Here is an 11,459-nt window from a genome sequence, read left to right as displayed (position 1 = left end):
AGTTACGCCCAGCGTTTAATGATAATCGAGGTGTTGATGCCGCCAAACGCGAAGTTATTGCTCTGCAGATACTCGCAGTCAATCTGACGGGCTTCTCCCATAATATAATCTAAAGTACCGCATTGCTCATCCGGCTGCGTTAAATTGAGCGTCGGGGCAAACCAGCCTTCACGCATCATCTGCAAACTCATCCACGCTTCCAGCGCGCCGCAGGCCCCTAACGTATGGCCAAAATAGCTCTTCAGCGAGGAAACCGGCACGTTGTCACCATAGATAGCGGCGGTGGCCAGACTTTCGGCGATATCACCGCGATCGGTGGCGGTACCGTGCGCGGAGATATACCCCATATCCAGGGCGCTTAATCCCGCCATGGCCAGCGACTGCTCCATGCAAATCTGCATGGTTTCACGCTGAGGCTGGGTGATATGGGCCGCGTCACAGTTAGTGGCAAAGCCCACGATTTCGCCGTAGATCGTGGCCCCGCGCGCTTTGGCATGCTCCAGCTCTTCGAGTATCAGAGTACCCGCACCTTCTCCAATCACCAGACCATCGCGCTGCGTATCAAATGGCGACGGGGTGTGTTTAGGCGCGTCATTGCGCTGGCTGGTGGCGAACAGCGTATCAAATACCGCCGCTTCAGATGGACACAGCTCCTCAGCGCCCCCGGCAACCATGACGGTCTGATAGCCGTGGCGGATCGCCTCCCAGGCGTAGCCAATCGCCTGGCTGCCGGAGGTACAGGCGCTCGACGTCGGGATAACGCGGCCGCGTAACCCAAAGAACAGGCCGGTATTCACCGCGGTCGTGTGCGGCATCATCTGGACGTAGGTTGTCCCGGTGATGTTATTGGTGTGCTTTTCGGTGAGCATGGTCGCGAATTCGCTGACCGGTCCGGTACTGCCCGTGGATGAGCCATAGGCGATACCCGTTTGCCCGTTGGTGAGCACCGCTTCGCCAATCAGTCCCGCCTGCTCCAGCGCCAGCTCGGTGGCGCGGGTCGACATCAACGATACCCGGCCCATGGCGCGAATACGCTTGCGGGTATAGTGTTCCGGCAGCGTGAAATCGTCGATCGGCGCGCCCAGCAGGGTGTGCAGGCCATCATACACCTGCCATTCCGGCATTTTACGCACCGCGTTTTCATACGCCAGCAGCCTGCTGGAAACGGATTGCCAGTTTTCGCCAAAGGCGGTCACGCCGCCCATGCCCGTAATCACCACGCGACGCGTCATAGCATTCCTCCGTTAATGGAAATGACCTGGCGGGTGACGTACCCCGCAATATCTGACATCAGATAGCTTGCCAGCCCGGCGACTTCCTCAGCCTGGCCCATACGTTTCATTGGAATGATGGACATCGCCTCTTTCAGCGCGGCCTCTTCCATCTCAATCATGCCGGTATCAATCAGCCCCGGGGCAATACAGTTCACGGTGATTTTGCGTTTTGCCAGCTCGATCGCCAGCGCTTTGGTGGCGCCGATAATGCCCGCTTTCGCCGCGCTGTAGTTCACCTGCCCGCGGTTTCCCATCACGCCGGAGACGGACGATAAGGTGATAATGCGCCCCCCTTTACGGGTGCCAATCATCGGCATAACGCAGGGGTGAATGACGTTATAAAAACTGTCGAGGTTGGTGTGGATAACGCTGTCCCAGTCGTCTTCACTCAGTGCCGGAAAGGCGCCGTCGCGGGCGATCCCGGCGTTACTGACCACGCCATACCACGCGCCATGGGCTTCAATTTCCTGCTCCAGCACCTCGCGGCACTGTTCGCGGTTGCCCACATCAAAGGCGAGTAAACGACCGTTGCCACCCGCCTGCGTGATGGCGTCCAGCGTCTCCTGCGCGCCTGCGGCATCACGATGGTAATGCACGCCTACGGTAAACCCGTCGGCGGCAAGCTGGCGGGCGATGGCGCGCCCTATGCCTTTGCTGGCCCCTGTGACCAGTACGGAACGACTCATGCGTTAGATCCCTGATTAAAAAGCGATGTTAATTCTTCTGCGCTCGGCTGGAAGGTGTTGACCCGGCCCGTGGCCAGCGTCTCTTCATCTGCGGAAATCGCGCATTCAAAACTGCCGAAGCGTTCGTCCTGCATCAGCAGTTTTACGGTGATTTCCAGCGTCAGCCCCTGCGTAAAACGCCCGCTGGCGCAGATCAGCTCGCGCGCGCCGAGCACCATGCCCAGCGCGATGTGATCCTGCCCCTGCTGCTGGCGATGCCAGCCCGACCAGACGCCGACGGTCTGCGCCATCAGCTCGAGCGCGTACCAGCCCGGCAGGTCGCCATCGGCATTCAGAAACGGTGCCAGGACGCTGTGCCTGTTGACCGCGACGCGGCAAACCGCCGTGTCGTCCGTGACGCACTCAACGGACTCCAGCAGCATCATTGGCGCATCGTGCGGCAAATAGTCGACGGGTGATAGGTAGCTCATGACGCTCTCCCCAGCAGAATGCTGGCGTTATTGCCGCCAAACGCGAACGAGTTAGACAAAATGACCGGCTTTTTCAGGGCGGCGCGCTGGTGCAGCAGGCCGCACGGCGCCAGCGTGTCGTCCGGTGCGTAGCGGGCAAAGTCCTGTGGCGGCAAGGGCAGATCGCGCGTCAGGATCAGCCAGCTCAGGGCCGCTTCGGTAATGCCGGCAGCGCCCAGCGTATGGCCGGTAAGGTGTTTGGTGGAGCTGCAGGGCACGCTTTCCCCGAAGAGATCGTGAACGACCTGCGATTCAATCTGATCGTTGAGCGGCGTGGCCGTGCCGTGCAGGTTGATGTAGCCGATATCTTGCGGCTGCATGCCCGCTTCGTTAAGCGCCTGAGCGATAGCCCTTATCGCCCCTTCGCCCTGGGGATGCGGAGCGGAAATATGGTAAGCATCGCTGGATTCGCCCGTCCCGAGCAGCGCCACGTCGGCGGGCTCACGGCTCAGCACCATCAGCGCGGCGGCTTCACCAATGGTGATCCCCCGACGGTCGCGGCCGAACGGCTCGCAGAGCGTAGGGGAGAAGGATTCAAGGCTGTTAAAACCGTTGACGGGCATTCGGCTCAGGGTATCGGCCCCGCCGACAATGGCGATATCCACCAGCCCGGCTTCGATCAGGCGCTTGCCGCCAATCATCGCCCGCGCGCTGGAAGAGCAGGCCGTCGAGATCGTATAGGCCGGGCCTTCGAGCTGAAGCCAGTTGGCGAGAAAGCGGGACGGATCGCCAAGCTCCTGCTGCGGATACTGCCAGGGCGTGCTGGTCTCGCCGTCGGTCATGCGCCTAACGTGCTCATCGCCTTCATCCAGCCCGGAGGTGCTGGTTCCCAGCACCACGGCCACGCGGTCGCGACCGACGCGGGCGATGGCCTCGTCGACGGTCGACTGAATCTGTGCCAGCGCGGCCAGCAGCAGCTGGTTGTTGCGGGTGCGGTGTGCGGAGAAGGTGTCCGGGATGGTCGGCAGCTCGCCTTCCACGCCGCCCAGTACGGCTTCGGGTGAACCCTGCAGCCAGCCGGTCCGGGCGTGCATCCCCGGCGCCACGCCAGCCGTCAGGTTCGCGGCAATCTCGTCAGGCGAGTTGCCCAGCGCGTTGACCATGCCAACGGCGGAAATATAAATCATCTCAGTCACCCAGATATTGAATGGTGATGTGGTATTTGAACACGTGCTGCTCGATGCTGATCGGCTCGCGCTTGCCTTTGCGCTGCAGGTAGACAATCTCCGTCACCAGCTTGCCGCTGGCGTTGCGTAGCTCGCGTCGATCGCCATTGTCCGTTAACGTCCAGCCCTTCGGCAACTGCGGCTGCCAGGCGCTAATCGGCCAGTGGCTGAGCATCACGTCGGCCAGCACCTGGCTGGCGGGCGGCAGCTGCGGCACGACGATCGACTGCTCGGTATGAATACCGGTCTCATCGTACGTCGCCAGGAACAGGCGAATGCCCACGGAAGAGAGCCCGGCCAGCGTCACCTTATGCGCATCCGCGTTGAGCATCACCAGCAGAGACTGCGTTTGTCCGTTAAAGCTGCCGGTCAGCAGCTGTTGGGAGCTGACCGCCGGGCTAATGCCGGGTGGCGGAAGCGTAACTTTAGTTCCCGGCTGGAGCCAGGCCTGGGGACGCGTCTCTTTGGTATCGGTCGAATGGCTGCAGCCTGCCAGCAGCAGCGCCGCGGCCAGCGCGGCGGCGCGGTAAAAAGCGTTCATTTACGTTTTCTCTCTTTCTTATCCGGCATCGCCAGCGGAGCCAGCAGGAAGGCGGTAAAAATACCGCTCACCAGCACGATACCAAAGCTGCTGATGGCCTGGGTGGCGCTGAAGACGAGCATGCCCAGCGTGAGCAGCGTGGTCATCATGGCCAGCGTAATCGCCAGCATTGAGGTCAGCGGCGTACCGCGCGGGTTGCTGAAAAACAGCGTGTAGTTAATGCCAATGCCGAGCACCAGAACCAGCGCCAGCAGTGAAAACAGGTTCACCGGGTGGCCCGTTGCGGCCAGGACCGCCAGCCCGCAGCTCAGCGACAGCACGGACGGCACCAGGCTTATCAGCCCTTTACGCCAGCCGAGGCGCAGCATCGCCCCGCAGGCAATCACCGCCAGCGCGGCAAACAGTAGCCCCGTCAGCAGCGTGCGATAGAGGGCAAACAGGCTGTCAAAGCTGGCTTTGCGATCGACCCAGACGACGCCTTCATGGCGCGCGGCCAGTTCACCGAGGTACGCGCTATTTTCCGCGCCGTCCACCGGCACCAGCACGCCGCTTTCCCCGTCGGGCAGGGTCAGCCAGAGCAGACGCCAGCCTTCGCTGGCCGGGCTTTTAAGCCACGCGTCCACGCTGACCGGCATGGCGTCGAGATTCGGGGATACGGCGTTAAGCCCGGCGCTTTTCAGCACGTTCGTTACCGCAGGGGCAGCGTCGCGCAGCAGCGTAAGATCGCTTTTCTGGCGGGCCAGCGAGTTCAGCGGCAGGGTACGCCAGCGGGCAATCTCTCCCGCTTTTTGCGCCTTTGCCAGCGCCGGGGTAAAGGCTTCCAGCCGCTCCAGCGTTTGCTGAGGCGAGGCGCCATGGACCACAAACCATTTCTGATCGACGCTCTGTCCGGTCAGGGCTGTAATGGCCTTCTCCTGCGCCAGAATATCCTTCGGCAGGGACTGCAGCTGGGCGATGTCGTCGTCCACCCTCAGGGTGCTCATCCCCACGGCGGAGAGCAGCGCCAGCGCGACGGGCAAACCAACGGACAATTTTTTATTGCGTCGCCAGGCGGCCAGCCAGCGCAGCATCAGGACCATCAGCGGGACCGGGCGCACCGGTAAACCCCGGCACAGCCACGGATGCCAGAAAATCACCGTCAGGCAGGAGGCGCTCAGCCCCACGGCGGCGAACACCGCCATCTGGCGGATCCCGGGGAAGGGGGCCAGCATCATTATCAGGTAGGCGGCGACGGTCGTCAGCAGCGCCAGCAGCAGCGCATTGCGCACTTTCGCCAGGCTTTGCCAGGGGGAATGCTCCGCGCCGTGCACCATCCGTTCGGTCAGGTAGTAGAGCGTATAGTCGGCTGAAATACCGATGATGCTCATGCTCATCACCAGCGTCATCAGGTGCAGTTCGCCAAAGAGCAGCAGCGTCACCACCGTGCCCGCCAGCGCGCCGATGGCAATCGAGAGCACGCTCAGCAGCAGCGGGCGCAGAGAGCGGAACACCGCCACGATGAGCAGGAACACGCCAAGCAGGGTGGCGATGCCCAGCGTCGAGACGTCGCGTTTGGCCTGCTGGCTGGCGTAATCGCTGTAGAACACGGTCCCGCGCGAAAGCAGCTGTGCCTGAGGGTAACGGGCTTTTAGCGTCTCCTGCAGCGCATTAAGCGTTGTCACCAGCCGGTGGGTCTGCTGCATATCAAATGACGATCCTGCCAGCTCGCCGTGAAGCAGATACCAGTAGTTTCCCGCCTCATCTTTTGTGACCAGCCAGCCGTCCATCAGCCGCAGCTTCTGGCTATTTTGTGCCAGCGCGAGCTGGGAGCCGCGCATCAGCATCAGGGGATCGTTTTGCAGCTCTTTGCCGCTGACGCCGGAAAAGGCCGAATAGAGCTGAGATAAAATCCACTGCGCCTGTGCTTCTCCGCCGTTTTGCAGGCGGGCGCGGGTGGCGGGATCGATCAGGCCGTTGCGGTGCTGCCAGAAGAATTCTCCCCAGGCCTTTTGCCCGGCGGCGTCCATCGGGCCTTTGACCTCGCTGAGCGCGTCGCTGCTTTGCAGCAGCGCCAGCCACTGCTGCGCCACGCGCGGATCCGGCTCTTTGCCGGGGCTGACCAGCCAGACCAGCTGGCGGTCGAGACGCTGCATAAATCCATCGTTGAGCGCTGGCGGGATCGCCCCCAGCGTCTGTTTCGGCAGCATGGCCAGCACGCTGCTGTTCAGACGCGCGCCGGGCAGCAGCGACAGCAGCACGCCCAGCAGAATCAGGCATAGCGTGGCCCACAGCAGCGCCGGGCGCAGGGATTTACGGTGCGGCAAAGCGTTGGCGTTCGTCATCGGTCAGGCTGGCGGGCGTCAGTTGGTGGCGTGAAAGGGCGATATCGGTACGGTCGCCCTGTTTGTCGTTGAGACGAATCGTCTCCAGATAGGTCGCACCGCCCAGATCGAGGGTGGCGAAAATCTTGTCCAGCGGCGTCGTTTTTGGCGTAAGCACCAGCGACCAGCGGCCCGCGCCCAGGTCTTTAAAATCGATGCGGAAGTTCTCTTCAAGCACCTTGCGGTCAGCCTGGAACAGGGCCCGCAGAAGATGGTTGAACTGGAACATCTGCGGATTATTGTCGGCAGTGATGGTCTGCGGCGGCTGGCCGTTAATTGCCTGAACCATCCGCTTGTCATCGAGCAGGAGCGTCATCGGAAACGGCGCTTTTTGATCCCACAGCAGGCCGCTGTCGCGGGCGATCAGCATCTCGCCCTGCGAGCGCAGCGGCTGCGGCATATCTTTTATCGTGCGAACCTGTTCGAAGTGCGCGCGCACGACAGGCTGCTCGGTGAAGCGCTGCTGCAGTTCATCCAGCGTCACGGCGCTGACCAGCGGGCTGACGATCAGCGCCAGCAAAGGCAACCATTTCATGGCGTCACTCCCATTCGTTCAAACAGTATTGCCGGGCTCACAAAGCACATTTCGCGGGTAGCTTCTTCTACCGCTACCTGGATGGTGTAACCGGTCGTGGTGCGTTTGCCGGTCTGCGCATCGAAAATTTGATAGGCGATGCGCAGACGGTTTTCATACTCTTCAACGTGCGCGCGGACGCGAATACGCTGCTCAAAGGTCACCGCATCGCGGTATTTCACCCGGGTATCGACGACGGGCCAGACGTAGCCGGAGGCCTTCATCTGGCGATAGCCATAGTCAAACTGATTGAGCAGCGCCTCGCGGGCGATCTCAAAGTAGCGAAAATAGTTACCGTGCCAGACCACGCCCATCATATCGACGTCGTGGAACGGAACGGTGATCTCGACTTCAGTCGTAAAGCGGGGATCGGTCAGCACCCTTTACTCCTTCTCTCTGGACTCTGGCAGATGCCAGAAATCGAAAAAATTAAACCAGTCGAGCGGCGACATGAGGGCGTAATGCTCCAGCCGCTGCGCGTAGCGATCGACGGTATCCTGCAGTGCCTGCTGGCGTTCACCGCGCGGCAGGCGCAGCGGGTCGGCAAACGGTTCGCAGTGCAGGGTGAGCTTCCCCTGCTGGTGCAGGGCAAAAATCAGCACCACCGGGCAGCGCAGGATAGAGGCCAGGATAAACGGCCCCTGTGGGAACGGCGCAGGCTGGCCCATGAACGGACTCCAGATCACGCGCCACTCGCCGCCACGCTGCGGATTCACCGCGATGCGATCGCCCACAATGGCGACCCACTCTCCGCGCTCAAGCTTCTCTTTGATGGCAATCGCGGTGTCCGGGCCGATGTCGGTAACCGACATCAAGTTCACGCTGGCCTGGGGCGCCATTTCGCTCATAATTTGCTTAAAGCGCTGGGCGTTTTCGCTGAAGACCAGGGCGTTGATGATTTTGCTGTCTTCGAGCTGAGCCAGCGCCCGGCAGGCTTCTACGTCGCCAAGGTGCGAGGCGAGCAGGAGCTTGCCCTGCGGCGCCGCGATATCTAGCGCTTCGCTCGCGCCGGGGGCAAAGACCACGTCGCGATCAAACTTCAGCTCACCGCGCCAGCTGGCGACTTTATCCAGCATCGCATTGCCGAAGCGCATAAAATGGAAAAAGCTGTTGAGCCGTGAGGGAACAGGCATGTTCCGCTGACGCAGTTCTTGCTTCACTCTCTTAATCCACTGCCGCGAGGCCTGCCGCGCCGGACGCGCGATAAGCCAGTACACCCCGATCGTTGGCCACAGCAGCACGGTAAAGGCCCGTCGCCCCAGCAGTTCCCAGACGCGCAGCATCAGTCGCATCCCCCACAGCCCCTTGACCTCGTCCTGCTGCGCCCAGTGCTGGCGGCGTCGACGGAAAAGCAGGCCGGGCATGCGGGGCAGCATGCCGAAGAACAGCCGGGTATGCATCAGGGAGATCCGCACGTTATCTTTTAACGCGTCGAAGTGGGACAACCCGTCCTGCGGATAGGTGACGCGGGTGGGCAGAAAGACGCTGGTGTTGCCCTGCCAGTAGAGACGGACCATCACTTCGGTGTCAAAGTCCATGCGTTTACCGAGCGGCTCACGCGCTGCCAGCCGCAGCGTGGGCGCAACCGGGTAGACCCTAAAGCCGCACATGCTGTCTTTAAGCTGCAGGGATAAGGTCTCAATCCACACCCAGACGTGGGTTACCCAGCGCCCGTAGAGTCGCGAGCGTGGAATGGAATCATCGTAAATGGGCTGGCCGGAAATCAGCGCGTCCGGGTGGCGCTCCGCCAGCGCCAGCAGTTTGGGAATATCTTCGATGGCGTGTTGACCGTCCGCGTCCACCTGCACGGCGTGGGTATAGCCCGCGCGCGCGCACGCCTCCAGCCCCCTGATGACCGCGGCACCTTTCCCGGCGTTTTGCGCCAGACGGATCAGCGTCATCTGCGGCTGCTCCGCCGCCAGGCGTTCGAGCTCCTGACGGGTGATCGCTTCGCTGCCGTCATCCACCACCAGGCACGGCAGGCCGAACGGTGCGAGACGCGACAGCACGCTGGCAATCATGGCGCCGTGGTTGTAGCACGGGATCAGCACGCAGGGGCGAAAGATCACTGACATAGACGGATTTTTCCGCTGCTGGCGGTATGGCGTTCCGCCCCGGCGTGACGCTGGTAGCTGAAGGTCAGCATCTGACGTTCGGCATGCCACTCAAGCACCAGCGTCACCGTGGTTTCCGGCAGCAGAGGCGCCTGGAACTTCACGTTTTGAATGCTGTGAAAGCGGTAGCCCGGTGCCAGTAAGGTCGTGGCGTAGTGCATCACCCAGTCAAGCTGCGCAACCCCGGGCAGCAGCGGCTGTACGGCAAAATGGCCCTGAAACCAGAACAGCGCCGCGTCGAGATGCAAAATGATTTCCAGCTTCTCCGGCTGTGTCTGGTGGCGCTCAATTTCATGAATTTTCATGAAATAACTCCTCTAACTGCGCATAGACACGCTTGTTCATACTGTTTACCGGCATTTCATCGACAATGCGCCAGTAGCGCGGAACGGCGACCGGCTCAAGCCACGGCAGCAGGGCGCGACGCCAGGCAAATTCCTGCGCTTTTTTATCCTGCATATATCCACGCTGACGAACCGCTTCGTCCAGGACCAGCAGCGCGCCAATCCCCTGACGGCCTCCGCGCGTGACCGGCAGTACAGCCGCTTCGCAAATGCCGTCGAGCTCCAGCAGGCGACGTTCGATCTCGTTAAGCGAGATGCGCTTTTCTTCAATTTTGACCACCCGCCCGCGACGACCGGCGATGCTGAACAGCCCCTCGCTGTCGAAGTGGAGGATATCGTCCAGCTGGAGCCCTTCTTCCTCATGGATCAGTGGCGACGTGACGCGACAGGCTTCATCTTCCTGATGGAAGATAACGCCGGGGAACGCGAGCCACGGCACGTTATCCTGCTGGCGATGGCGCCAGGCGAGGATCCCGGTTTCGGTACTGCCATAAATTTCGTCCGGCCAGATGTTAAGCCAACCCGCGGTGGTGGATACGTCACACCAGGGCAGCATTCCGCCTGCTGAAATCAGCATCCTGACGGGCGGCGCGGCCAGCTCGGTATCCAGGCGCTTCAGGAACGCCGGGCTGCTGATGAACAGGTAATGCCTGTCATGAGGAAGAGCGGCCAGCTGCTCTGCGTAGTAGAGCATCGCGGCATGCAGCGGCAGGCCCAGCGCCATCGGCAATACGATGCGGAAAGTCAGGCCGTACAGATGTTGCGGTACGACCGAGGCGACAACGCTACAGCTGGCCAGACGCTCGCCGAAGCGGTCAGCCAGCAGACGGGCTTCACGATCCAGACTGACGATGTGCTTAATCACCCGGCGCGGGGTACCCGTGGAGCCGGAGGTGAACAGCTCAACGAAGCGGCTTTCGTCAATTTCCGGCAGGGGCGTCCAGCGGCTAGCCGTCTGATGGCTGGAGGCCACCACGATCAGCTGCCCATGGAAGCCGAGAGTCCGATCGCTCAGAACGCCGCTAAACAACGCCTGCTGTTCTTCAAGCTGCGAGACGCGGCTATGGCCGGGAATGACCGGCGTTTTACCGGCGTGCAGCGAGGCCAGCAGCGCAACAATAAACAGGTAGCTGTTTTCAAAGCACAGCGCCCAGCGCTCGCCATCCTGCTGACGCAGGGTGGCGACCAGTAAGGTCACGTCGTGGCGCAGCTGGCCCAGCGTCCAGGTACGATCGTCAAGCCAGGCTACGGGCGTGTCGTCAGGGCGCGGCGCGTTTAGCCACTGGCCCAGCGGAAGGGGGTTAGTCATTGTGCATCTCTTTTTTTATCACCCGCTGGCGCACCAGCCACTCTGTCGCCATCAGCGTCCCCATCAGGATGTAGGCCACCATACCGTTCCACAGCGTCCACAGACGCATGTCGCCGTGGAGGACGGTGAACAGCGCCATCGCGCCGTTACCGATGAAAAAGCCGCACCAGACGAGGGTCACCTTGCGGGTATAGCGCACGCCCTCCGGGGGCAAATTTGGCTCGCGCAGGCGCGCCAGCCGTTCGACAAGCGGCATCGCGGTCCACAGCGAACCCCCGAACACGGCCAGCATCACCAGGTTGACGACCACCGGGTAGAGCAGCAGCCACTGGTGGGTTTTCAGCAGGTAGCTGGCCGCGCAGAGCGCGATACCCGCCAGCGCCACGCACTGCACCACATACCGCATCGGGCCAGCGTTCCGCTGCGCCTGACGCAGCCGCAGCAGCAATACCAGCGCCATCACCGGTAACAGCCACTGCAGGCTGTTGTGCGTCAGCCCAAATCCAATCAGGAAGGGCCACGCCAGCAGCATCAGCCCCGTCAGCAGTGGGATGACCGGGAACGTCCGTCCACCACGCACGG

12 protein-coding genes are annotated in these 11,459 nt (G+C 61.8%); all 12 read right to left on the bottom strand.

What is annotated here, in order from left to right; all coding sequences use genetic code 11:
- Positions 1-2 precede the first annotated feature (2 nt).
- Genes AC2TE5_RS21530 through AC2TE5_RS21475 form a run of 12 tightly spaced genes read right to left on the bottom strand, consistent with a single transcriptional unit; the run spans position 3 to position 11,457 of the window.
- Positions 3-1,232 (bottom strand): beta-ketoacyl-ACP synthase, encoded by a 1,230-nt coding sequence (locus tag AC2TE5_RS21530; RefSeq protein ID WP_484612330.1) that lies wholly within the window; start codon positions 1,230-1,232, stop codon positions 3-5.
- Positions 1,229-1,960: a 3-ketoacyl-ACP reductase FabG2 gene (locus tag AC2TE5_RS21525; RefSeq protein ID WP_121426150.1), complete on the bottom strand. Its 732-nt coding sequence runs from the start codon at positions 1,958-1,960 to the stop codon at positions 1,229-1,231. The genes AC2TE5_RS21530 and AC2TE5_RS21525 overlap by 4 nt, the downstream gene beginning before the upstream one ends.
- Positions 1,957-2,430 (bottom strand): hotdog family protein, encoded by a 474-nt coding sequence (locus AC2TE5_RS21520; protein WP_484612329.1) that lies wholly within the window; start codon positions 2,428-2,430, stop codon positions 1,957-1,959. The genes AC2TE5_RS21525 and AC2TE5_RS21520 overlap by 4 nt, the downstream gene beginning before the upstream one ends.
- Entirely contained in the window at positions 2,427-3,596 is a 1,170-nt protein-coding gene (locus tag AC2TE5_RS21515) for a beta-ketoacyl-[acyl-carrier-protein] synthase family protein (protein ID WP_213329093.1), read from the bottom strand. The genes AC2TE5_RS21520 and AC2TE5_RS21515 overlap by 4 nt, the downstream gene beginning before the upstream one ends.
- Before the next feature lies 1 nt (position 3,597).
- Complete coding sequence (locus tag AC2TE5_RS21510) at positions 3,598-4,176, bottom strand: DUF3261 domain-containing protein (protein WP_193941785.1); 579 nt, start codon at positions 4,174-4,176, stop codon at positions 3,598-3,600.
- A complete protein-coding gene (locus AC2TE5_RS21505; protein ID WP_484612328.1) occupies positions 4,173-6,497 on the bottom strand; it encodes an MMPL family transporter in 2,325 nt (774 codons plus the stop codon). Before AC2TE5_RS21505 ends, AC2TE5_RS21510 begins: the two co-directional genes overlap by 4 nt.
- Positions 6,466-7,071, bottom strand: coding sequence for a LolA family protein (locus AC2TE5_RS21500; protein ID WP_008503088.1), 606 nt, complete (start codon positions 7,069-7,071; stop codon positions 6,466-6,468). The genes AC2TE5_RS21505 and AC2TE5_RS21500 overlap by 32 nt, the downstream gene beginning before the upstream one ends.
- Positions 7,068-7,490 (bottom strand): acyl-CoA thioesterase, encoded by a 423-nt coding sequence (locus tag AC2TE5_RS21495; RefSeq protein WP_023309526.1) that lies wholly within the window; start codon positions 7,488-7,490, stop codon positions 7,068-7,070. Before AC2TE5_RS21495 ends, AC2TE5_RS21500 begins: the two co-directional genes overlap by 4 nt.
- 3 nt (positions 7,491-7,493) lie before the next feature.
- The gene (locus AC2TE5_RS21490; protein WP_484612327.1) at positions 7,494-9,185 is read right to left on the bottom strand and encodes a glycosyltransferase family 2 protein; all 1,692 of its coding nucleotides are present in this window, start codon (positions 9,183-9,185) and stop codon (positions 7,494-7,496) included.
- Positions 9,176-9,529, bottom strand: coding sequence for an ApeI family dehydratase (locus tag AC2TE5_RS21485; protein ID WP_033146841.1), 354 nt, complete (start codon positions 9,527-9,529; stop codon positions 9,176-9,178). The genes AC2TE5_RS21490 and AC2TE5_RS21485 overlap by 10 nt, the downstream gene beginning before the upstream one ends.
- Entirely contained in the window at positions 9,516-10,877 is a 1,362-nt protein-coding gene (locus AC2TE5_RS21480) for a class I adenylate-forming enzyme family protein (protein ID WP_484612326.1), read from the bottom strand. Before AC2TE5_RS21480 ends, AC2TE5_RS21485 begins: the two co-directional genes overlap by 14 nt.
- Positions 10,870-11,457, bottom strand: coding sequence for a COG4648 family protein (locus AC2TE5_RS21475; protein WP_121426143.1), 588 nt, complete (start codon positions 11,455-11,457; stop codon positions 10,870-10,872). The genes AC2TE5_RS21480 and AC2TE5_RS21475 overlap by 8 nt, the downstream gene beginning before the upstream one ends.
- Between the last annotated feature and the right edge of the window lie 2 nt (positions 11,458-11,459).

The sequence above is a fragment of the Enterobacter sp. N5-15 genome (assembly GCF_057221635.1).
Note: the sequence above shows the minus strand (reverse complement) of the source record. Positions and strands in the feature narration are given on the sequence as shown.

What these genes read in the sequence shown, in the direction of transcription:
- AC2TE5_RS21530 (WP_484612330.1), bottom strand. Translation starts at nt 1,232, where the DNA reads ATGACGCGTCGCGTGGTGATTACGGGCATGGGCGGCGTGACCGCCTTT.
- AC2TE5_RS21525 (WP_121426150.1), bottom strand. Translation starts at nt 1,960, where the DNA reads ATGAGTCGTTCCGTACTGGTCACAGGGGCCAGCAAAGGCATAGGGCGC.
- AC2TE5_RS21520 (WP_484612329.1), bottom strand. Translation starts at nt 2,430, where the DNA reads ATGAGCTACCTATCACCCGTCGACTATTTGCCGCACGATGCGCCAATG.
- AC2TE5_RS21515 (WP_213329093.1), bottom strand. Translation starts at nt 3,596, where the DNA reads ATGATTTATATTTCCGCCGTTGGCATGGTCAACGCGCTGGGCAACTCG.
- AC2TE5_RS21510 (WP_193941785.1), bottom strand. Translation starts at nt 4,176, where the DNA reads ATGAACGCTTTTTACCGCGCCGCCGCGCTGGCCGCGGCGCTGCTGCTG.
- AC2TE5_RS21505 (WP_484612328.1), bottom strand. Translation starts at nt 6,497, where the DNA reads ATGACGAACGCCAACGCTTTGCCGCACCGTAAATCCCTGCGCCCGGCG.
- AC2TE5_RS21500 (WP_008503088.1), bottom strand. Translation starts at nt 7,071, where the DNA reads ATGAAATGGTTGCCTTTGCTGGCGCTGATCGTCAGCCCGCTGGTCAGC.
- AC2TE5_RS21490 (WP_484612327.1), bottom strand. Translation starts at nt 9,185, where the DNA reads ATGTCAGTGATCTTTCGCCCCTGCGTGCTGATCCCGTGCTACAACCAC.
- AC2TE5_RS21485 (WP_033146841.1), bottom strand. Translation starts at nt 9,529, where the DNA reads ATGAAAATTCATGAAATTGAGCGCCACCAGACACAGCCGGAGAAGCTG.
- AC2TE5_RS21480 (WP_484612326.1), bottom strand. Translation starts at nt 10,877, where the DNA reads ATGACTAACCCCCTTCCGCTGGGCCAGTGGCTAAACGCGCCGCGCCCT.